Annotated in this window: 20 protein-coding genes; 10 read left to right on the top strand and 10 right to left on the bottom strand. The window is 69.4% G+C overall.

The window, feature by feature from the left end; all coding sequences use genetic code 11:
* The first annotated feature begins 4 nt into the window (after positions 1–4).
* A complete protein-coding gene (locus SSPN_RS0110605) occupies positions 5–793 on the top strand; it encodes a Bax inhibitor-1/YccA family protein (RefSeq protein ID WP_010694340.1) in 789 nt (262 codons plus the stop codon).
* A 407-nt stretch (positions 794–1,200) separates the two neighbouring features.
* Here SSPN_RS0110605 and SSPN_RS0110600 read toward each other — a convergent pair whose 3' ends face one another.
* Positions 1,201–2,421, bottom strand: a complete 1,221-nt coding sequence (locus SSPN_RS0110600) for an acetyl-CoA C-acetyltransferase (protein WP_010694336.1) — start codon at positions 2,419–2,421, stop codon at positions 1,201–1,203.
* A 173-nt stretch (positions 2,422–2,594) separates the two neighbouring features.
* Positions 2,595–3,521: an SGNH/GDSL hydrolase family protein gene (locus tag SSPN_RS0110595; RefSeq protein ID WP_010694334.1), complete on the bottom strand. Its 927-nt coding sequence runs from the start codon at positions 3,519–3,521 to the stop codon at positions 2,595–2,597.
* A 246-nt stretch (positions 3,522–3,767) separates the two neighbouring features.
* On the opposite strand from SSPN_RS0110595, the gene SSPN_RS0110590 reads away from it, so the two are divergent.
* The 3 genes from SSPN_RS0110590 (at position 3,768) to SSPN_RS0110580 (ending at position 7,940) form a co-directional block, all read left to right on the top strand.
* On the top strand, positions 3,768–5,135 hold the full coding sequence (locus SSPN_RS0110590; RefSeq protein ID WP_010694332.1) for a cystathionine beta-synthase: 1,368 nt from the start codon (positions 3,768–3,770) through the stop codon (positions 5,133–5,135).
* Between the two features lie 101 nt (positions 5,136–5,236).
* Positions 5,237–6,277 carry a DUF1129 domain-containing protein gene (locus SSPN_RS0110585; protein ID WP_010694330.1) on the top strand — a complete coding sequence of 347 codons (1,041 nt, stop codon included), beginning with the start codon at positions 5,237–5,239 and terminating at the stop codon, positions 6,275–6,277.
* 523 nt (positions 6,278–6,800) lie between these two features.
* Entirely contained in the window at positions 6,801–7,940 is a 1,140-nt protein-coding gene (locus SSPN_RS0110580) for a cystathionine gamma-synthase (protein WP_010694328.1), read from the top strand.
* A 142-nt stretch (positions 7,941–8,082) separates the two neighbouring features.
* Here the strand turns inward: SSPN_RS0110580 and SSPN_RS0110575 are convergent, their stop codons facing one another.
* Entirely contained in the window at positions 8,083–8,334 is a 252-nt protein-coding gene (locus tag SSPN_RS0110575) for a hypothetical protein (RefSeq protein ID WP_029535195.1), read from the bottom strand.
* A gap of 238 nt (positions 8,335–8,572) precedes the next feature.
* Between SSPN_RS0110575 and ilvA the strand changes: the two genes are divergently transcribed.
* Positions 8,573–9,784, top strand: a complete 1,212-nt coding sequence (gene ilvA, locus SSPN_RS0110570; RefSeq protein WP_010694324.1) for a threonine ammonia-lyase — start codon at positions 8,573–8,575, stop codon at positions 9,782–9,784.
* A gap of 142 nt (positions 9,785–9,926) precedes the next feature.
* Here ilvA and hppD read toward each other — a convergent pair whose 3' ends face one another.
* The gene (hppD, locus tag SSPN_RS0110565) at positions 9,927–11,072 is read right to left on the bottom strand and encodes a 4-hydroxyphenylpyruvate dioxygenase (RefSeq protein WP_044573768.1); all 1,146 of its coding nucleotides are present in this window, start codon (positions 11,070–11,072) and stop codon (positions 9,927–9,929) included.
* Positions 11,073–11,287: 215 nt separating this feature from the next.
* Between hppD and SSPN_RS0110560 the strand changes: the two genes are divergently transcribed.
* Complete coding sequence (locus tag SSPN_RS0110560; RefSeq protein WP_010694309.1) at positions 11,288–11,788, top strand: Lrp/AsnC family transcriptional regulator; 501 nt, start codon at positions 11,288–11,290, stop codon at positions 11,786–11,788.
* Between the two features lie 63 nt (positions 11,789–11,851).
* On the opposite strand, the gene greA is transcribed toward SSPN_RS0110560, so the two are convergent.
* Positions 11,852–12,340 carry a transcription elongation factor GreA gene (greA, locus tag SSPN_RS0110555; RefSeq protein ID WP_010694308.1) on the bottom strand — a complete coding sequence of 163 codons (489 nt, stop codon included), beginning with the start codon at positions 12,338–12,340 and terminating at the stop codon, positions 11,852–11,854.
* A gap of 191 nt (positions 12,341–12,531) precedes the next feature.
* A complete protein-coding gene (locus SSPN_RS0110550) occupies positions 12,532–13,023 on the bottom strand; it encodes a DUF4307 domain-containing protein (RefSeq protein WP_237710508.1) in 492 nt (163 codons plus the stop codon).
* Between the two features lie 142 nt (positions 13,024–13,165).
* Between SSPN_RS0110550 and mca the strand changes: the two genes are divergently transcribed.
* The 3 genes from mca (at position 13,166) to SSPN_RS54505 (ending at position 14,975) form a co-directional block, all read left to right on the top strand.
* Complete coding sequence (gene mca / locus SSPN_RS0110545; protein ID WP_010694306.1) at positions 13,166–14,047, top strand: mycothiol conjugate amidase Mca; 882 nt, start codon at positions 13,166–13,168, stop codon at positions 14,045–14,047.
* The gene (locus SSPN_RS0110540; protein WP_010694305.1) at positions 14,044–14,355 is read left to right on the top strand and encodes a hypothetical protein; all 312 of its coding nucleotides are present in this window, start codon (positions 14,044–14,046) and stop codon (positions 14,353–14,355) included. The genes mca and SSPN_RS0110540 overlap by 4 nt, the downstream gene beginning before the upstream one ends.
* Positions 14,356–14,780: 425 nt before the next feature.
* Positions 14,781–14,975, top strand: a complete 195-nt coding sequence (locus tag SSPN_RS54505; protein ID WP_029535193.1) for a hypothetical protein — start codon at positions 14,781–14,783, stop codon at positions 14,973–14,975.
* Positions 14,976–15,003: 28 nt separating this feature from the next.
* On the opposite strand, the gene SSPN_RS54500 is transcribed toward SSPN_RS54505, so the two are convergent.
* Genes SSPN_RS54500 through SSPN_RS61545 form a run of 4 tightly spaced genes read right to left on the bottom strand, consistent with a single transcriptional unit; the run spans position 15,004 to position 17,595 of the window.
* The gene (locus SSPN_RS54500; RefSeq protein WP_143539478.1) at positions 15,004–15,204 is read right to left on the bottom strand and encodes a hypothetical protein; all 201 of its coding nucleotides are present in this window, start codon (positions 15,202–15,204) and stop codon (positions 15,004–15,006) included.
* A 14-nt stretch (positions 15,205–15,218) separates the two neighbouring features.
* On the bottom strand, positions 15,219–16,610 hold the full coding sequence (gene xylB, locus SSPN_RS0110530; RefSeq protein ID WP_010694304.1) for a xylulokinase: 1,392 nt from the start codon (positions 16,608–16,610) through the stop codon (positions 15,219–15,221).
* Positions 16,611–16,641: 31 nt separating this feature from the next.
* Positions 16,642–17,463: a DeoR/GlpR family DNA-binding transcription regulator gene (locus tag SSPN_RS0110525; RefSeq protein ID WP_010694303.1), complete on the bottom strand. Its 822-nt coding sequence runs from the start codon at positions 17,461–17,463 to the stop codon at positions 16,642–16,644.
* A gap of 6 nt (positions 17,464–17,469) precedes the next feature.
* Positions 17,470–17,595: a hypothetical protein gene (locus SSPN_RS61545; RefSeq protein WP_010694302.1), complete on the bottom strand. Its 126-nt coding sequence runs from the start codon at positions 17,593–17,595 to the stop codon at positions 17,470–17,472.
* Between the two features lie 194 nt (positions 17,596–17,789).
* On the opposite strand from SSPN_RS61545, the gene SSPN_RS43335 reads away from it, so the two are divergent.
* A partial coding sequence (locus SSPN_RS43335) for a thioredoxin domain-containing protein (protein WP_010694301.1) occupies positions 17,790–19,651 on the top strand: 1,862 nt, incomplete at its 3' end.

The following is a 19,651-nucleotide window of genomic DNA, read 5'->3' as shown; positions in this document are numbered from 1 at the left end:
TGAGTTGCGCACAACGAGCAACCCAGCGTTCCGCAACCTGCCGACAGCCGGCGGTTACGCGAACTTCAACTACGGCCAGGGGCAGACCGCACCCTTCGGCCAGGCGCCGGCTGCGCCGCTGCAGACCGCGCGACCGATGACGATCGACGACGTGGTCACCAAGACCGCGATCACCCTCGGTCTGGCGGTGATCACCGGCACGCTGACCTACCTGGTCGGACCGCCGGCCGTCGCGCTGGCGCTGCCGGCCGCGATCGTCGGCCTGGTGATCTCGCTGGTCATCATCTTCAAGAAGAAGGTCAGCCCGGCGCTGGTCATCGCCTACTCGGCCGTGGAGGGTGTGTTCCTCGGCGGGATCAGCTACGTGTTCGGCGCGCTGTTCTCCCCGGGGATCATCATCCAGGCCATCGCGGGCACCATCGGTGTCTTCGCAGCCATGCTGGTGGTCTACAAGACGGGTGCGATCCGCGTCACCCCGAAGCTGACCAAGTGGATCATCGGCGCGGTGGCCGGTGTCGTGGTGCTGATGCTGGTCAACCTGATCGCCAGCTTCTTCACCCCCGGCGGCCTGGGGCTGCGCGACGGCGGCGGGCTCGCCATCGCGTTCAGCCTGCTGTGCATCGGGATCGCGGCGTTCAGCTTCCTGCTGGACTTCGACGCGGCGGACAAGGCGATCAAGGGCGGCGTGGACGCCAAGTTCGCCTGGTACATCGCCTTCGGCCTGATGACCACCCTGGTCTGGCTCTACCTGGAGATCCTCCGCCTGCTCTCCTACTTCCAGAGCAGCGACTGACAAGGAGTATTTCCAGACTCGCTTTGCGTAGCGGTGCGGGTGGCGGAACCTCAGACGCCGTCTGGCTTCGGGATCCCCGATTTCCGTATGAGCACATACGCGGCTTCGGGACTGTCCTCGCCAGACGACGTCTGAGAACCCGTGGCGGTGCCGGTTGTGGGGTGGGCCAAGCGGCTTCGCCGCTTGCGACGGCCCCAGGCAGCGCCAGCCGTCAAGGTCGCGGCGGCGCTTGCAGTAGTTGATTGCAGGGTCTGCCAGCGGCCGCCGAAACGGGCCCAACTGTCCATGTTGGACGGAGGGGCCCGTTTCTTGTCGTTTTATGGGATCTTTTCGGAGTGAAGGACACCTTTGACCGAGTGCGGTGTGTTGGTCAAAGGTGCTCTTCGCTCATCGCGTCATCGTTTGAATCAGCTGAGGCGTTCCAGGACCATTGCCATGCCTTGGCCCCCGCCGACGCACATGGTTTCCAGGCCGAACTGCTTGTCGTGCCACTGCAGCGAGTTGATCAGCGTCGTCGTGATACGGGCGCCGGTCATGCCGAACGGGTGCCCCACCGCGATCGCGCCGCCGTTGACGTTCAGCTTCTCCAGCGGGATGCCCAGGTCCTGGTAGGACGGGATCACCTGGGCGGCGAACGCCTCGTTGATCTCCACTAGGTCGATGTCGTCGATGCCCAGCCCGGCCCGCTTCAGGGCCTGCTTGGAGGCCTCCACCGGGCCGAGGCCCATGATCTCCGGCGACAGGCCGGAAACGCCGGTTGACACGACCCGCGCCAGCGGGGTCAGACCGAGCTGCTTGGCCTTGGTGTCGCTCATGATCACCAGGGCGGCGGCGCCGTCGTTGAGCGGGCAGCAGTTGCCCGCGGTGATCCGGCCGTCGGGGCGGAACACCGGCTTGAGCCCGGAGACGCCCTCCTTGGTCACGCCCGCGCGAGGGCCGTCGTCGGCGTCGACGACCTTGCCGTCGGGGGTGGTGACCGGGATGATCTCGCGGCTCCAGAAGCCGTTGGCGATCGCCTTCTCGGCCAGGTTCTGCGAGCGGACGCCGAAATCGTCCATCTCGTCGCGGCTGACTCCCTTGAGCCGGGCGAGGTTCTCGGCCGTCTGCCCCATCGGGATGTAGGAGTCGGGAATCTTGTCGAAGGTCCGCGGGTCGGTCCAGGAGTCCGCGCCCTGCTCGGCGGTCTGCTGGGTGCGCGCCTGCGCGTCGGCGAACAGGGGGTTCTTCGTGTCCTCGAGCGAGTCGGAGTTGCCCTTTGCGAACCGGGACACCATCTCGACCCCGGCGCTGATGAACACGTCACCCTCGCCGGCCTTGATCGCGTGCAGGGCCATCCGCGTGGTCTGCAGGCTCGACGAGCAGTAGCGGGTGACGGTGGTGCCGGGCAGCTGGTCGTAGCCGAGCAGCACGGCCACCACGCGCGCCATGTTGTAGCCCTGCTCGCCGCCGGGCAGCCCGCAGCCCAGCATCAGGTCGTCGATGTCGGCCGGGTCCAGCTCGGGCACCTTGTCCAGCGCGGCGCGGATGATCTGCGCGGTGAGGTCGTCGGGCCGGAGGTCCTTCAGCGACCCCTTGCCGGCTCGGCCGATGGGGGATCGCGCGGTGGCGACGATCACTGCTTCGGGCATGGGAACTCCTTTGTCCGCGGTCGCTGGCGGGCGGGACGCCGCGCTCGTCAGCGCCTCTCAGGCGACATGACCTACCGAACGGTCACTTTAAGACCGGCGCCCCCATCTTGGCGGTGATGGCAGTCACCGGGCAAGAGGCAAACCGACCGGTCAGTACGTCGCTTGGGGTGGGATCAGGAGTCCGCGCGGAGGTGCAGCCGCCGGTTGAGCCGGGCCACGATCCGGCTGGTCGGACGGCGTGCCTCAGCCGCCTTCGACCTGGTGGGAGCGGGTGGCAGTGGGCCCCCCTCCCACTCGCCGAGGGCCGCGCACATCGCCGGGAGCAGGATCGTCGTCGCCGCCTCGTAGCCCGCCGCCGACGGGTGGAACCGGTCCGGGCTGAAGAACTCGCCCGGCCGTGCCAGGAACTCCGGCGACAGCAGGTCCGCCAGCGGTACCGCGCGCCCGCCGGACGCCTCCACCACGCGCCGCTGCGCGCGACCGAGTGCGAGGCTCCAGTGCCGCGCGACGGAGCGCAGCGGCTGCGGGATCGGCCGGATGGCGCCCAGGTCCGGGCAGGTGCCGACGACCACCGCGACACCCGCGTCGACCAGCCGCCGCACCGCGTCGCCGAGCAGTTCCGCGCAGGCCGACACCGGCAGCTTCGAGGTGACGTCGTTGGCCCCGATGATGATCAGCGCCAGCTCCGGCGGGCGGATCAGCGCGGCGTCCACCTGCGCTGCCAACTCCTGCGAGGTGGTGCCGATGATCGCGCGAGTGATCAGCGCGACCGGCCTGTCGAGCTCCTCGGCGAGGCCGCGAGCCAGGCGCACCCCGGGCAGCTCGGCCGGGAAGTCGACGCCGAGGCCCGCCGCGGCGGAGTCGCCCAGCACGGCGAGCTCCAGCGGTTCGACGTCTGCGGGCAGCTCTTGGCGCGGCACCGGGCCGACGCCGCTGGGCAGGTGGATGCCGTCGGCGCGCAGCGGATCGTTGGCCGGTGGGCCGATCACCCGCCGCGCGTACCGGGACTGCTCGTTGAGCAACCCGTACGCAGCGCCGGAAAGTCCGCCGGCGGTGCCCGCCGCCAGCAGTGCGAGCCGGAACGCCTTCGCCGCGATCATTCGGCCCTCCCTCACCAGTACCGCGGCCGGGTCGCGGCCGCACCAACGGGGATGGGGATTATTCACCCATTTCGCGCCGGATCCGCGCGGCGAACACACCCCGTCACTAGGCAATACGCGGCGCGGACCGAAATCGTTCCCTGACCATGTGTCGCGTTCCAGGTCCCTTGAGTTAGCCGGTGACCAGCCGATTAGGCTCGACGTCACACACGGCGAGCAGCAGTTACGAAGGATCGAGGACCGGACGTGGACTACGTCGAGCACGTCACCGAACTGGTGGGCAACACACCGCTGGTGCGGCTTAACGCGGTGGCCACCGGGCAGACCCCGGTGCTTGCCAAGGTCGAGTACCTGAACCCCGGCGGTAGCGTGAAGGACCGCATCGCGCTGCGCATGATCGAGGCCGCGGAGGCGTCCGGCGAACTGCGCCCGGGCGGCACCATCGTCGAGCCGACCTCCGGCAACACCGGGGTGGGGCTGGCGATGGTCGCCCAGCGCAAGGGCTACCGCTGCGTGTTCGTCTGCCCGGACAAGGTCAGCGAGGACAAGCGCAACGTCCTCAAGGCCTACGGCGCGGAGGTCGTGGTGTGCCCGACGGCAGTGCCGCCGGAGCACCCGGACTCCTACTACAACGTCTCCGACCGCTTGGTCCAGGAGATCGAGGGCGCCTGGAAGCCGAACCAGTACGCGAACCCGGCCAACCCGGAATCGCACGTGCACTCCACCGGCCCGGAGATCTGGGAGCAGACCGGCGGTAAGGTGACGCACTTCGTGGCCGGCATCGGCACCGGTGGCACCATCTCCGGCACCGGCGACTACCTCAAGAAGGTCTCCGACGGCCGGGTGCAGGTCATCGGCGCCGACCCGGAGGGCTCGGTCTACTCCGGCGGCAACGGGCGGCCCTACCTGGTGGAAGGCGTCGGCGAGGACTTCTGGCCGACCACCTACGACCGGGACATCTGCGACGAGATCGTGGCGGTCTCCGACGCCGACTCCTTCGAGATGACCCGCCGCCTGGCCCGCGAGGAGGCGCTGCTGGTCGGCGGTTCCTGCGGAATGGCGGTCGCGGCGGCCCTGAAGATCGCCGAGAAGACCGGCCCGGACGACGTGATCGTCGTGCTGCTGCCCGACGGCGGCCGCGGTTACCTGACGAAGGTCTTCAACGACTCCTGGATGGCCTCCTACGGCTTCCTGTCCCCGGACCACGGCGGCGGGTCGGTCGGCGACGTGCTGCGCCGCAAGGACGGCACCATCCCAGACCTGGTGCACGTTCACCCGAACGAGACCGTCGCCGAGGCGGTCGCGATCCTGCGCGAGTTCGGCGTCTCGCAGATGCCGGTGGTAAGCGCGGAGCCGCCGATCATGGCCGCCGAGGTGGTCGGCGCGGTCAACGAGCGGGACCTGCTCGACGCGCTGTTCGCCGGCCGCGCGAACCTCGCGGACCGGGTCGAACTGCACATGTCGCCGCCGCTGCCGACCATCGGTGCGGGCGAGGAGATCAGCGCCGCGATGGCCGCGCTGGCCGGGGCCGACGGGGCAATGGTGCTGATCGACGGGAAGCCCGCGGGCGTGGTGACCCGACAAGATGTGCTCGGTTTCATCGCTGGCCGATGACGACTTGTTACAGAACGGCACTACGCTGCTGGTCGATCAGCTAGCGTGTGTCATCGCATGCCCAGGATTTTTGCTTTACGCCTCGAGGAGTAGGACACCCGATGAGCTCTCCGCAGCCGCCGGACGGCGGTCAGCAGGGTTCGGACCCCATTTCGAACCGGATGGACCCGCAGGACCCCAACCAGGCTGGCAGCGACGCGACCCAGGTCGTCCGACCTGTGCAGGCGCAGGGCCAGCAGCCGCCGTCCGACTCAACGCAGGTCGTGCCGCCGTCGATGCAGCCGCCGCAGCCCATGTACCAGCAGCCAGGCCTGGCCGGTCAGGGCGGCGGTGCGGAGGCGACCGCGATGGTGCCGCCGTCGATGCAGCCCCCGCAGCCCATGTACCAGCAGCCGGGCACCCAGAGCCAGCCCGGCGGTTTCCCGGCGCAGCCGCCGCAGTCGGGCCCGCCGAGCGGCGGCTTCCCGGCGCCGCAGGCACAGGCCGGCTTCGGCGCCCCGGCGCCCCAGGCCGCCTACGGCCAGCCCGCCCAGTCGGGCCAGGGAAGTCTTGGCACGCTGCCGGTGGCGCAGTGGGTCACGATCGGTCTCGCTGCGCTTTCCGTGATCTTCGGTCTTATCGGCGGCATTGCCGCACTGGCGTTCGTTCCGGTATACGGGATCATCATCATCCTGTTGGTTCTGGTCATGGGTGGCCTGTGGATCACCGGTGCCTTGTTCGGCGGCAAGGGCAAGCAGTGGGGACGGATCCTGGTCACGGTGATGTCCGGCCTGGCCGTCATTGGCGCCATCGTCAACATCGTGCAGGGTGCCGTCCTCTCCGGGATCGTCACATTTTTGATCGGTGCCGCGATTCTGGTGTTGTGGTGGCTGCCGTCCACCACGCAAGGGATGAAGGTGAAGGCTGGTGCGCCAGCGCCGGTCGCCGGTGGTTACGGCCAGCCGCCGCAGGGCGGCTTTGGCCAGCCAGCCCAGCCGCAGCAGTTCGGTCAGCCGCAGCAGCCGGCCCAGCCGCAGCCGTTCGGCCAGCCGCAGCAGTTCGGTCAGCAGGCGCCGCCGCAGCAGTTCGGCCAGCCGGGCCAGCAGCCCGGTGGTTTCCCGCCCGTCGGCGGGCAGCAGCCGCCGCAGCCCCCGCAGTGGTAAATCGCTGATGATTGAGTCGACGAGCGTGGCCCCGGACTTCTGTCCGGGGCCACGCTTCTTCAATTCCTCTGATCAGAAAAAGTTGTCGTCTCCAAATTGCCGCACAGCATCAAAGTAGGTCGTCACCCGCTGCGGTTCCGCTGCGGGATTTGCCGGTGCGATCAGCGTCATGCTTGCGAGCGTTGCGGGTGAGAAACTCTTCAGGGGAGCAGTTATCGCCTTCTTCTGTTTTATCTCAGATTGACTCCCGGGCTTACGTTTGATTACGGCGCTGACGCTAGGGGGGGGCGGTCCCAAAATGGTGACTTATTGCGACAATTGCGGAAATCCGCTCCTGGCGAACCAGTTTCTCTCCGTCGCGTAGATGAATGTAAATTGCTCTATTTTTGCGGTACGGAAGCTGGCTGTTGATGCGGCGGCGCCAATCCTGTTGTCGAGGCGCGCTCGCCCAAGCAGGCCGTTGCGGCCGGGAGTTCGGCTGCCGGATGCGCCGTTGCGAAGGCCGGGTCGTACGCTGCTCCACATGAGTGACGGCTTTGCCACCCGCGCCATCCACGCGGGCCAGGAGGCAGACCCTACGACCGGTTCGGTGATCGTGCCGATCCATGCCACGTCGACCTACGCCCAGGACGGGGTCGGTGGCATGCGCGGCGGCTACGAGTACTCCCGCACCGGCAACCCCACCCGCACCGCGCTGGAGGAATGCCTGGCCGCGCTGGAAGGCGGCCGGCACGGGCGTGCGTTCGCCTCGGGCATGGCGGCCACCGACGCGGTGCTGCGCGCCACCTTGCGGCCCGGGGACCACCTGGTCATCCCGGACGACGCCTATGGCGGCACGTTCCGCCTGGTGGACAAGGTGCTCAGCGGCTGGGGCATCGAGTACACCCCCGCCCCGGTGTCCGATGTGGACGCCGTTCGGGCGGCGATCCGCCCGAACACCAAGGTGATCTGGGTCGAGACGCCCACCAACCCGCTGCTCAACGTCGGCGACATCGCCGCCCTGGCGCAGGTCTCCCGCGATGCGGGCACGAAGCTGGTGGTGGACAACACCTTCGCCTCGCCGTACCTGCAACAGCCGTTGGAGCTCGGCGCGAACGTCGTGGTGCACTCGACCACCAAGTACCTGGGCGGGCATTCCGACGTGGTGGGTGGCGCTGTGGTCACCTCCGACGACGAGCTCGCCGAGCAGGTCGCGTTCTTGCAGAACGGGGCGGGCGCGGTGCCTGGGCCGTTCGACGCGTTCCTGACGCTGCGCGGCGTCAAGACCCTCGCCGTGCGGATGGAGCGGCACAGCGCCAACGCCGAGCGCATCGTCGCCGCGCTGGTCGACCACCCGAAGGTCGCGAAGGTGCTCTACCCGGGCCTGCCGGAGCACCCCGGCCACGAGGTGGCGGCGAAGCAGATGCGCCACTTCGGCGGGATGGTCTCCTTCCTCCACGCCGACGGCGAGGAGGCGGCGCTGGAGGTCTGCTCGCGCACCCGGCTGTTCACGCTGGCCGAATCGCTGGGCGGGGTGGAGTCGCTGATCGAGCACCCGGGCCGGATGACGCACGCCAGCACCGAGGGCTCGATGCTGCAGGTCCCGTCCGACCTGGTGCGGCTGTCGGTCGGCATCGAAGAAGCCGACGACCTGGTCGAGGACCTCCTCACCGCCCTCGGCTGACCCGGCGGGCTGGTCGATTTCGGGCGAAATGGGCACCAGGCACGTGTGGAGGGCGGCGATTTCGCGGAAATCGCCGCTCTCCGCGTTCCGGGACGTAGCTTCGGGCGAACGTCGAGCACACCGGGGTTTCGCGGCCCGGGGATCAGCGCTCGAGGGACGGGTCGCTGCTGCCGAGCGGGCGGGTGTCGGTCGGGTACCGGGGATTGACCGGGAGGTCGTCGGGCTTCAGGCAACCGCCGATCAGCTCCACCACGCCGTCTTGCGAACGGTAGGAACCCGGCTCGTCGCATCCGGATTGCAGGACCGCGAACACCGCGACGCCGGACAGGGCGGCCGCCGTGACAAGGCCGGTGACCAGCGGGAACGCGCTGTTCATAGGGGTCAGCCGCGTCATGCTTCCTCCTATGTTCGACCCCGGCACCAACGTCGGACGAGCGGCATGCACGACACCGGGGCCGGTGTTCACGAGTGCTCGATGACCGCGCATTGCCCCCCTCCGCGACAGCTTGCCCCGCACAGCCCTCGTCGGCTGCCAAGCCTTCCTCGCAGTGCGGTCCGGGTGACCGGCCGCTCGTTCGAGGGTACCGAAAGTGCCGCAGGTGGCCCGCGTTGCGCGGTGGCACGATTGGCCCATGCCGCTGGTCGATCTGGACCGAATCCGGGCCGCCGACGAGCAGCTCGCCGGGATCGCGCGGCGCACCCCCGTCGAGCATTCCCGGGTGCTCGGCGAGTACTGCGGCGGCGAAGTCTTCTTCAAGTGCGAGAACCTCCAGCGCACCGGCTCGTTCAAGCTCCGCGGCGCCTACGTGCGGCTGCTCGCGCTGGACGAGGCGCTCCGTGCCACCGGGGTGGTCGCCGCAAGCGCCGGGAACCACGCGCAGGGTGTGGCACTGGCCGCGTCGCTGCTCGGCATCCACGCCACGGTGTTCATGCCGGAGCTGGTGCCGCTGCCCAAGCTAGCGGCCACCAAGTCCTACGGCGCCGACGTCAGGTTGCACGGCGCTGAGCTGGAGGAAACGCTCGCGGCCGCACGCGAGTACGCGCGGCAGACCGGGGCGGAGTTCATCCACCCTTACGACCATCCCGACATAGTCGCAGGTCAGGGCACTGTCGGATTGGAGATCCTGGCCCAGCTCCCCGAAGTTCGCAGCATCGTGGTGCCCACCGGAGGCGGTGGGTTGGTCGCGGGCATCGCCGCGGCTGTCAAGGCCGAACACCCGCACGTGAAGGTGCTCGCGGTGCAAGCCGAGCAGGCCGCGGCGTGGCCGGCTTCGCTGGCGGCGGGCAAACCGGTGCGGCTGGCCGAAACCCAGACGATGGCCGACGGGATCGCTGTCGGCGAGCCGGGTCCGGTGCCGTTCGCGCACGTGGCTGAGTTGGTCGACGGCGTGCTGACGGTCAGCGAGGAGGCCCTGTCGCGGGCCCTGCTGCTGTGCCTGGAGCGCGCGAAGCTCGTGGTCGAACCGGCCGGGGGAGCCGCCGTCGCGGCGCTGCTGGAGCATCCCGAGCAGGTCACATCGCCGACCGTTGCGGTGCTCTCCGGCGGCAACATCGACCCGTTGCTGCTGCTTCAGCTGATCCGGCATGGCATGAGCTCGGCAGGCCGCTACCTCTCGCTGCGGGTGCGGCTGCCGGACCGGCCCGGCTCGCTGGCGGGCCTGCTGGCGAAGCTGGGCGAGCTCTCCGCGAACGTCCTCGACATCGAGCACTCCCGGATCTCCGGTGCGCTCGCGCTTGGCGAGGTCGACGTCGAGATCTCGTTGGAAACCCGCGGCCCCGAGCATCGCCAGGATGTCATCGACGAACTCGAAGCCGCGGGCTTCACCCTCGTGTCCGAAGGCTGATCCCATTGAGCTTTCCAGCCTCTTCTTGTAGCGGAACGTCAGCGGCCTTCTCGGCTGTGGGAGCCCGGACACACGCATGCCCGACGCGTCCGGGCTGTTCTCACGAGAAGGCCGCTGAGAACCTGCGGCGGACCGTGGACGTTTAAAGGTTTCCGCGGCGCTCCTGCTCGCGTTCGATCGCCTCGAAAAGCGCCTTGAAGTTGCCCTTGCCGAAGCCCAGCGAACCGTGCCGCTCGATCAGCTCGTAGAACACGGTCGGCCGGTCGCCGATCGGCTTGGTGAAGATCTGCAGCAGGTAGCCGTCCTCGTCGCGGTCGACCAGGATGCCGTGCTCCTTCAGCGTCTCGATGGGCACCCGCACCTCGCCGATCCGGGCCCGCAGCGCCGGGTCGTCGTAGTAGGCGTCCGGCGTGCTCAGGAACTCGACGCCGGCGGCCCGCATCGCGGTGACGGTCTTGAAGATGTCGCCGGTGGCCAGCGCGATGTGCTGGCAGCCCGAGCCCCGGTAGAACTCCAGGTACTCGTCGATCTGAGACTTCCGCTTGCCGACGGCCGGCTCGTTGAGCGGGAACTTGACCCGGTGGTTGCCGTTGGCCACCACCTTGCTCATCAGCGCCGAGTAGTCGGTGGCGATGTCGTCGCCGACGAACTCGGCCATGTTCACGAAGCCCATGACGCGGTTGTAGAACTCGACCCAGCGGTCCATCTGACCGAGTTCGACATTGCCCACGCAGTGGTCCACGGCCTGGAACAGCCGCTTGGGGGCGTTGGCCGGCTTGACGTAGCTGCCCTGCTGCGCGACGTATCCGGGCAGGTAGGGGCCGGTGTAGCGGCTGCGGTCCAGCAGCGTGTGCCGGGTCTCGCCGTAGGTGGCGATCGCCGCCGTCCGGATCGTGCCGTGCTCGTCGGAGACGTCGTGCGGTTCCTCGAGCACCGTGGCGCCCTGCGCGCGGGCGTGCTCGACGCACTTGTCGACGTCGAGCACCTCGAGGGCGAGGTCGACCACACCGTCGCCGTGCCGGCGGTGGTGGTCGGCGAGCGGGCTGTCCGGGCCCACCGCACCCTTCAGCACGAACCGGCCCGACCCGGACTTCAGCACGAAGGCCTTGTAGTCCCGGTTGCCGTGCTCGGGACCGGAATACGCGATCAGCTCCATGCCGAACGCGACCTGGTAGAACAGCGCGCTCTGGGTGGCGTTGCCGACGACGAACACCACTGCGTCGAGCGCCCGGACCGGGAACGGGTCCTTCGAGTCGTCGTGTTCGACGAGGCCGACGAGGCGCTGCATCTGGTCGAACGTGACGTCATCGAGCTGCCCTGTCTGGCTGCTGTGGTTGACGGTACCGGTCACGATGTCCTCCCCTGTTTCGCCGAAGCAGTGACGGGGTCAGCGTGCGCCGGGCAGGTCATCCTGAGCAACAGTATTTGATTTCGCTGCACAAAATGATAAGTATTTGATCCAAATCGCTGGCTTTATTGGTCAGCCTGAACAAGGGATATGACATGGCTCCCAATGCTGAGGGGCTCGACGCGTTGGACGCCCGGTTGCTGCTGTTGCTCTCCGACGAGCCCCGGCTCGGGGTGCTGGAGTGCTCGCGCCGGCTCGGCGTCGCGCGCGGCACCGTGCAGGCGCGGATGGATCGGCTGGTGCAGCGCGGCGTCCTGCTGGGCTTCCCGCCGGAGGTGGACCTGGCGGCAATGGGTTACGGCCTGACCGCCTTCGCAGTGCTGGAGATCGCGCAGGGACACCGGCGCCTGGTGGCGGAGCAGCTGGCGTCGATCGACGAGGTGTGCGAGGTGCACGCGACGACCGGGCAGGGAGACCTGTTCGTGCGGATGGTCGCCCGCTCCAACGCCGACCTGCAACGGGTCATCGACGAGATCGTCGGGGTGTCCGGGGTGCGGCGCACGTCGACGTCGATCGCCCTGTCCACGCCGGTGGCTCCGAGGGTGCGCCCGCTGCTGGAACGGCTAGCGGCCGATGGCGCACGCCCGGAGTCCTGATCTGGCGCAGACAACAGCGGGCGTCCCCGTTGCCGGGGACGCCCGCGGGAAGAACAGATCGGCTCAGCCGGAGAAGGGCTCGGCCTTGACCAGGGTCACCGTCATCGTGCCGCCGTTGGGCAGCTCGTACTCCCGGCTATCGCCTTCCTTGGCGTCCAGCAGTGCCTTGCCCAGCGGGGAGCTCGGCGAGTAGACCTCCAGGTCGCCGTGCGCGCCTTCCTCGCGGGTGGCCAGCAGGAACTTCTCGGTCTCGTCCTCGCCGTCGTAGCGGACGGTCAGCACCGAGCCTGGGCGGGCGACGCCCGACTCCGTGGGCACGTCGCCGACCTTGGCGGTGCGCAGCAGCTCCTGAAGCTGGCGGATGCGGGCCTCGATCTGGCCCTGCTCCTCGCGTGCGGCGTGGTAGCCGCCGTTCTCCCGCAGGTCGCCTTCCTCGCGGGCCTCGTTGATCTTCGCGGCGATCGCCGGGCGGTTGGCCACGAGCTCGTCCAGCTCTCCCTTGAGCCGGTCGTAAGCATCCTGGGTCAGCCAGGTCACCTGGGTCTCGCTCACGGTCACCACTCCTCGTCGACTGCGGCCCGCGTTTCCCCACGGGCGAATTGCATTTCCCCGCTTTATTTCTCGGCGATAGCCAAGTAACGGAAAAACACGGCCCGCGCGGGACCGTGCTGAAGTCGACAATAGCACGAAGCGCCACGACCCGGGGCGGGATTTTCCCAGCACCCGGCGCGGTACGCCGGTGTTCACCCAGTTGGCCGTAGGTGGGTGGACAAATATTCAGGAACGTTGTAAGTGCAGCCGTACACCTCCCCGATGGTCGCCCGGGCGGAGGTCCGCAAGACAGTCTCCTGCCTGGTGATGCCGTCCGCAGGTTGGATCAGGACCTCTTTGCGGCCGACTTCCTCACCGGAGTCGGCGCGGGCGCGCACCACGCAGTCGGCGGGCCGCTGCGGCTCGTCGCGCTGGACTTCGAGGACGATCTGCACCGAGTGGTCGTCGAGGATCTCGAACGCGACCTGCTTGCCCTCGATCGGCGGGTTGCCGAGGTTGCGGTAGCCCACGATCGCCACGCCCACCAGGGCGGCCAGCACGACCGCTATCAGCGCCCAGCGGAGGCCCGGGCGCGTCCGCGTGCGGGCACGCGAACCGTACCGGTCCTGCGGGATCTGCTGGTTCATCACCGGGCTGGGAGGCCTTTCGGCTGCGGGCTTCGCCACCGCCCGCGGACGGGTCATGCGGGGGCTGGCGCAGGGAACGTCGGACCCACCGGGAACAATGGGACCCGACATCCACGTTAAGTATCCCTGGGGTGTCCGGCGGCCTGTCAGCGGGGCCGCGTTCACGAGAGATGCTGCAAAGCGGGAGGACTACCGGGCGATGGCGGACAAGTTGCGGCTGATGACGGTGCACGCGCACCCGGACGACGAGTCCAGCAAGGGAGCCGCGACGACCGCGCGCTACGTGGCCGAAGGTCACGAGGTGATCGTGGTCACCTGCACGGGCGGTGAGGCGGGCAGCATCCTCAACCCGGCGATGGACCGGCCCGAGGTCGTCGAGAACCTGACGGAGGTCCGCCGCGCGGAGATGGCCGCAGCGGCCGAGATCCTCGGGGTGCAGCACCAGTGGCTGGGCTTCGTCGACTCCGGGCTGCCGGAGGGCGACCCGATGCCGCCGCTACCGGAGGGCGTCTTCGCCACCGTGCCGATGGAGGTCTCGACCCGCGAGCTGGTGAAGGCGATGCGGGAGTTCCGCCCGCACGTGGTTATCACCTACGACGAGAACGGCGGCTACCCGCACCCGGACCACATCCGGTGCCACGAGATCTCGGTGGCGGCCTTCGACGCGGCCGGCGACCCGGACCTGCACCAGGACGTGGGCGAGCCGTGGCAGCCGCTGAAGCTGTACTACTCGCACGGCTTCTCCCGCAAGCGCATGCAGCTGTTCCACGAATCGCTGCTGGCCAACGGCCTGGAGTCGCCGTACGGCGAGTGGCTGGAGAAGTGGGACTCGACCCGACCGGACCCGGACGAGCGGGTCACCACGCGGGTCGAGTGCGGGGAGTACTTCGAGCAGCGCGACGACGCGCTGCGAGCCCACGCGACCCAGATCGACCCGGACAGCCGCTGGTTCGCGGTCCCGCTCGACATTCAGCGCGAGCTGTGGCCGACTGAGGACTACGAGCTGGTGCGCTCGCTGGTCGACACCACGTTGCCGGAGGACGACCTGTTCTCCGGCGTGCAGGAGAAGGTGTGCGCATGACTGCCTGGGAGACTGTCGCCCACGTGCTGGCGCAGGCCCCCGCTCCACCGAACGACCCGGGTGGCCAGGGTGAGGACTTCGGCAAGTCCTCCCCGGTCGGCCTGGTGCTGCTGATCGTCTTCGCCATCGCGGTGGTGCTCCTGGTCCGCTCGATGACCAAGCACCTGAAGAAGGTCCCGGTGGTCTTCGACGAGCAGAAGGCCGCGGCAGCGGCCCCGGCGAGGGTGAAGCAAGCGGACGCGAAGCGCGGCGGGGAGCCGGAAGCCGAGCAGGGCGAGGCGAAACCGGACAAGGAAGAAGCCCCCTAGCGGGGGCGAAGCCGAATCGGGCTCATCCGGAGTGCCGGATGCCCCGACTGCTGTCCGGGTCAGGCCTTTTTCCGGTTCAGGCCTTCGCGACGCGCAGGCGGCGCCTCTCACCTCTCGGCGGGAGCAGCACCACGTCGCCGGGGCGCGCTGAGTCGTGGAAGGCGTGCGTAGCGGCCCACGCACTCTGCCACCGGTTCCTCCGGCCACCGGATCTCCTCCTCCGGCCACCGGATCTCGCCTCCGAGCGCAGGTTCGTCCACAGTTTCAATTGAAACTGCGGGATTCTCGGGACCGTCCACAGTTTCAATTGAAACTGTGGGAACCTTGGGGGATTGTTCTCGGTTTCAATTGAAACTGTGGGATTCTTGGGACTGTCCGCGGTTTCAATTGAAACTGCGGGGATACGGGGACTCGCGAGCCGGGCGGTGCGTTTGGCTTCCAGGGCCTCGCTGAGCTGCCACACCATCACCGCGCCCGCCGCGTATCGGTATCACCGCGAGAACTCCTACCACGATTGCGAAAGCGCCGATCACCGAGAAGAAGGCGGGCTCAGCGGCGCTGCTGCCGCCAAGAAGATCGGCATCGCAGCCGCACGTCTCTCCGATGTCGAACGCGGGTGAGATCGCTGCGAAGAGCTCGCGGACGGTCTCACTCCGATCGCCAGAACCCCGTCACCGAAGTCCCACCTGGCAGCCACACCGTTCTCGTCGGGTTCGCGGGTTCGCCCCACACCTCGGTGGGTTCGGCGACCAGTTCTCGTTGCCGCGTGCTGAACTCCTGCTCGCGACGACGAAATGGCCCGACGAAGCCCAGAACCCCCAGGGTGCCGTGGTGCCCAAGTGCACTCACGCGCCCTGACCGGCTCAGGCGGTTTCGCCGTGTACCTGGGTAAACGCCCTGTGGTGGAGTTCGCGGATCCGGGCGCCCGCCTCGGAATCGACGACTTCGAGCTCCGCCGCTCCCGGCAGCGCCCATTCCGGCGGCTGCGCCGTTCCCGCCAGCGCCCACGCCGCCTGCCGGGCGGCTCCCCGGGCGACGTACTCCGCGGGCGCGGGCACCGTCACCGGCACCCCGAAGATCAGCGGCGCCGCGACCTGTACCGCCCGCGATTGGGCTGCGCCGCCGATGAGCAGCACCCGGGCCACCTCGACGCCGTCCGCGCGCAGCGCATCGACGCCGGCGGCGAGTCCGCACAGCATCCCCTCGACGGCGGCCCGCGCGAGGTTCTCGGGTGTCATGTTGTCGCGCCGGAGTCCCAGGAGGGTGCCGCTGGCGTCCGGCAGGATCGGGGTCCGCTCGCCGTCGAGGTACGGCAGCAGCGCGAGCCCGCCGGCACCGGGCTCGGCCCCGCAGGCCACCCGGTCGAACTCGGCCATCTCGACGCCGAGCATCGCCGCCGTCGCGGTGAGCACCCGGGCCGCGTTGAGCGTGCACACCAGCGGCAGGAATCTGCCCGTCGCATCGGCGAATCCGGCGATCTGGCCGGTCGGGTCCGCGCTCGGCTTGTCGACCGAGGCGAACACGGTGCCGCTCGTACCCAGCGACACCACGACGTCGCCGGGCCGGACGTCCAAGCCCAGTGCGGCGCCCATGTTGTCGCCCGTGCCGGCCGAAACGAGCTTGCCGTCCCGGGTGCGCCCGGCTGCTTCGGCCGGGGCGAGCACCCGGGGTGTGCGGGGCGTCCGGCCGCCGAAGGCGGTGGCCAGCACGTCCTGCCGGTACCGGCCTTCCCGCGGTGACCAGTAGCCGGTGCCGGACGCGTCACCGCGGTCCGTGACGAATTCGCCGGTCAGCCGCCAGATCAACCAGTCGTGCGGCAGCAGCACGTCGGTCACCCGGTCGGCCAGGTGCGGCTCGTGCTCGGCCAGCCACCTCAGCTTGCTGGCGGTGAGGCTGGCGACCGGCACGGTGCCGATCGCCTCGGCGCACGCCTGCGGCCCGCCGAGCTCCCGGGTCAGGTCGATCGCGGCCTGCGCGGACCGGTTGTCGTTCCACAGCAGGGCGGGGTGGACCGGCGCGCCCTGCTCGTCCAGCGCCACCATGCCGTGCTGCTGGGCGGCGACGCCGATGGCGGCGACGTCGTCGAGGAGGCCTTCGGTGGCGTTGGTCAGCGCCTGCCACCAGCTCTCCGGGTCGGCGACCGTGCCGTCCGGGTGCGGTGCGCGGCCCTCCCGCAGCACGGTTCCGGTCGTGTCGTCGCAGATCACGACCTTGGTGGACTGGGTGGAGGAGTCGATTCCGGCGACCAGGGTCATCGCGCCGCTCCGATGCTGTCCACAGTGGAATTCATTGGTTGCTTTCCTCGGCTAGGTGTTTGGTTTCGGGCAGCGGCGCGACCCGCACCTCGGTGCCTGCGTCGCGGATCGCGGCCAGTTCTTGCTCGGGAGTGGCGTCGTCGGTGACGACCAGGTCGTAGGAGCGGACGTCGTGGTAGGCGAAGGTCGCGGTCTTGCCGAACTTGGAGTGGTTGACCAGCAGCACGTTTCGCGCCGCGGATTCGACGACGGCGTCCTTGATGGCCGCGTAGTCCTGGATCGGGTGGAACAGCTGGCCGTCGGCGATGGCGGTCGCGGATGTGAAGGACACGTCGGCGTGCAGCCGGGCTAGCGCGCGCAGCACGTCCGGGCCGGTGCACGAGTCGAATTCGCCGCGGTAGCGGCCGCCCAGCAGCACCACCTCGCGCCCGGCGCCGGCGAGGATCTGCGCGGCGGCGACCGAGTTGGTCACCACGGTCAGCCGGTCGACCGCCGAAATCCCTTTGGCCAGTGGGAAAACCGTGCTGGAGTCGTCGATGAGCACCGTCATGCCTGGCCGGACCTCCGCTGCCGCGGCCGTGGCCAGCGCTTCCTTCTCTGCGACGCGCAGCCCGACGCGGAAGCGGGTCGCGGTTTCCACCGTGAGCGACGGATACGACTCGACGCGGCCGCGCAGCTTGCGCAGCAGCTGGCGTTCGGCGAGCTCGTCGAGATCGCGGTGCATCGTCATGAGGCTGACCTCGAAGCGTTCCGCGAGTTCGTCGATGCGGGCCCCGCCGTGCTCGATGACGTGCTGCAGGACGTTCCGCCTGCGCTGCTCGACCACCGCATCCGACGACCGCACGTTGCCCATCGCCAGCTACTCCTGCGGTCGGGTGACTTTGACCAGCACCTCGTGCGGGTCTGGTTCGGGCAGGGGGCGTTCTTCCAGCGCGATGTCCCGGGCGCCGCGCGGCACGGAGGCGTGCATGGTCTTCGACGTCATTCGCAAGCTCCCGAGGTCAGGCTGGTGGCGAGCCACCGGCGGCCGGCTGGCCGAGCCGGCCTGCGAGCGCCGGAGCAATCGTAATTATTAGCAGAGATGAGGCTATTTGTAACACGTTTTGTGAGAACAGATCGGTCTCGTATGGTCCACCGGGGCTGTGTGCGCCGGGTCGGTCGAAGTGGGAGGCTGGGCGCATGGCGAACCGGCTTGCGAACGCGACCAGTCCCTACCTGCTCCAGCACGCCGACAACCCGGTCGACTGGTGGCCCTGGTCGCCCGAGGTGTTCGCCGAGGCGCGGCGGCGGGACGTGCCGGTGCTGCTGTCCGTCGGCTACGCGGCCTGCCACTGGTGCCACGTGATGGTGCACGAATCGTTCGAGGACCCGGAAATCGCGCGGGTGATGAACGAGAACTTCGTGAACGTCAAGGTGGACCGCGAGGAGCGGCCGGACATCGACTCCGTCTACATGGAAGCCACCCAGGCGATGACCGGGCAGGGCGGCTGGCCGATGACCTGCTTCCTCACCCCCGACGGCGAACCCTTCCACTGCGGCACCTACTACCCGCCGCAGCCGATGTCCGGCATGCCGTCGTTCGGTCAACTGCTGCACGCCGTGGCGCAGGCGTGGAGCGGTCGCGGCGAGGAGGTTCGGAAGGCCGCCACGCGGGTGGTGGAGCAGCTGGCCGCGCAGCGCGCCCCGCTCCCGGAGTCCATTTTGGACGAAGATGTGCTGGCCGGTGCGGTTTCCCGGCTGCACGCGGAATTCGACGCGGTCCACGGCGGATTCGGCGGTGCGCCGAAGTTCCCGCCGTCGATGGTGCTGGAGTTCCTGCTGCGCCACCACGAGCGGGTCGGCATGCCGGAGGACGGTCACTCCGCGCTGGAACTCGCCGAAGCCACCTGCTCGGCGATGGCCCGCGGCGGCATCTACGACCAGCTGGCGGGTGGCTTCGCGCGCTACAGCGTCGACGCCGCGTGGGTGGTGCCCCACTTCGAGAAGATGTTGTACGACAACGCCTTGCTGCTCCGGACGTACGTGCACCTCGCCCGGCTCGGCAACTCGCTCGGCGAGCGGGTGGCCCGCGCGACGGCCGAGTTCCTGCTGCACGACCTGCGGACGCCGGAAGGCGGCTTCGCGGCTTCGCTGGACGCCGACACCGAAGGGGCCGAAGGGCTGACCTACGTGTGGACGCCGGACCAGCTGCGGGAGGTCCTCGGCCCGGTCGACGGAGAATGGGCGGTGCAGCTGTTCGAGGTCACCGAGGCGGGCACCTTCGAGAACGGCGCGTCGACGCTGCAGCTCAAGCACGACCCCGACGACCCGGCCCGTTGGCGGCGAGTGCGCGAGAGGCTTCGCGAAGCCCGCGACCAGCGCCCGCAGCCGGACAAGGACGACAAGGTCGTCACCGCCTGGAACGGCATGGCGATCACCGCGCTGGCCGAGGCGGCCGAGGTGCTCGACGAACCGCGCTGGATCGACGCGGCGGCGAAGGCAGCGGAGCTGCTGCTGGAGCGGCACCTGATCGACGGCCGGTTGCGGCGCACATCCCGCAACGGCGCGGTCGGAACGGCCGCTGGGGTGCTGGACGACTACGGCTGCTTCGCCGACGGGCTCCTCGCGCTGCACCAGGCGACCGGCGAGCCGCGCTGGCTCGAAGCGGCGTGCTCGCTGCTGGACACGGCCCTGGAGCAGTTCGCCGACGCCGACCACCCGGGCATGTTCTACGACACCGCGGCCGACGCCGAATCCCTCGTCCGCCGCCCCTCCGACCCCACCGACAACGCCAGCCCCGCCGGGGCCTCGGCTCTCGCCTCGGCCCTGCTCAGCGCTGCCGCGCTCGCTGGCCCGGACGCCACCGCGCGCTACCGCGCCGCGGCGGAGCGGGCGCTCGCCCGTGCCGGGCTCCTCGCGCAGCGCGCTCCCCGCTTCGCGGGTCGCGTCGCCGAGGCTCGCGCCCACGGCCCGCTCCAGGTCGCGGTGGTCGGCGAAGCCGACGACGCCGACCGGGCGGCGCTGCTCGCCGCGGCGCGGCGGAGCGCCCCGGGCGGAGCCGT

The organism is Saccharopolyspora spinosa NRRL 18395 (genome assembly GCF_000194155.1).
Classification (GTDB): domain Bacteria; phylum Actinomycetota; class Actinomycetes; order Mycobacteriales; family Pseudonocardiaceae; genus Saccharopolyspora; species Saccharopolyspora spinosa.
Note: the sequence above shows the minus strand (reverse complement) of the source record. Positions and strands in the feature narration are given on the sequence as shown.

What these genes read in the sequence shown, in the direction of transcription:
- SSPN_RS0110600 (WP_010694336.1), bottom strand. Translation starts at nt 2,421, where the DNA reads ATGCCCGAAGCAGTGATCGTCGCCACCGCGCGATCCCCCATCGGCCGA.
- SSPN_RS0110595 (WP_010694334.1), bottom strand. Translation starts at nt 3,521, where the DNA reads ATGATCGCGGCGAAGGCGTTCCGGCTCGCACTGCTGGCGGCGGGCACC.
- SSPN_RS0110585 (WP_010694330.1), top strand. Translation starts at nt 5,237, where the DNA reads ATGAGCTCTCCGCAGCCGCCGGACGGCGGTCAGCAGGGTTCGGACCCC.
- SSPN_RS0110580 (WP_010694328.1), top strand. Translation starts at nt 6,801, where the DNA reads ATGAGTGACGGCTTTGCCACCCGCGCCATCCACGCGGGCCAGGAGGCA.
- SSPN_RS0110575 (WP_029535195.1), bottom strand. Translation starts at nt 8,334, where the DNA reads ATGACGCGGCTGACCCCTATGAACAGCGCGTTCCCGCTGGTCACCGGC.
- ilvA (WP_010694324.1), top strand. Translation starts at nt 8,573, where the DNA reads ATGCCGCTGGTCGATCTGGACCGAATCCGGGCCGCCGACGAGCAGCTC.
- hppD (WP_044573768.1), bottom strand. Translation starts at nt 11,072, where the DNA reads ATGCAGCGCCTCGTCGGCCTCGTCGAACACGACGACTCGAAGGACCCG.
- SSPN_RS0110560 (WP_010694309.1), top strand. Translation starts at nt 11,288, where the DNA reads ATGGCTCCCAATGCTGAGGGGCTCGACGCGTTGGACGCCCGGTTGCTG.
- SSPN_RS0110550 (WP_237710508.1), bottom strand. Translation starts at nt 13,023, where the DNA reads ATGACCCGTCCGCGGGCGGTGGCGAAGCCCGCAGCCGAAAGGCCTCCC.
- mca (WP_010694306.1), top strand. Translation starts at nt 13,166, where the DNA reads ATGGCGGACAAGTTGCGGCTGATGACGGTGCACGCGCACCCGGACGAC.
- SSPN_RS0110540 (WP_010694305.1), top strand. Translation starts at nt 14,044, where the DNA reads ATGACTGCCTGGGAGACTGTCGCCCACGTGCTGGCGCAGGCCCCCGCT.
- xylB (WP_010694304.1), bottom strand. Translation starts at nt 16,610, where the DNA reads ATGACCCTGGTCGCCGGAATCGACTCCTCCACCCAGTCCACCAAGGTC.
- SSPN_RS0110525 (WP_010694303.1), bottom strand. Translation starts at nt 17,463, where the DNA reads ATGGGCAACGTGCGGTCGTCGGATGCGGTGGTCGAGCAGCGCAGGCGG.
- SSPN_RS61545 (WP_010694302.1), bottom strand. Translation starts at nt 17,595, where the DNA reads ATGACGTCGAAGACCATGCACGCCTCCGTGCCGCGCGGCGCCCGGGAC.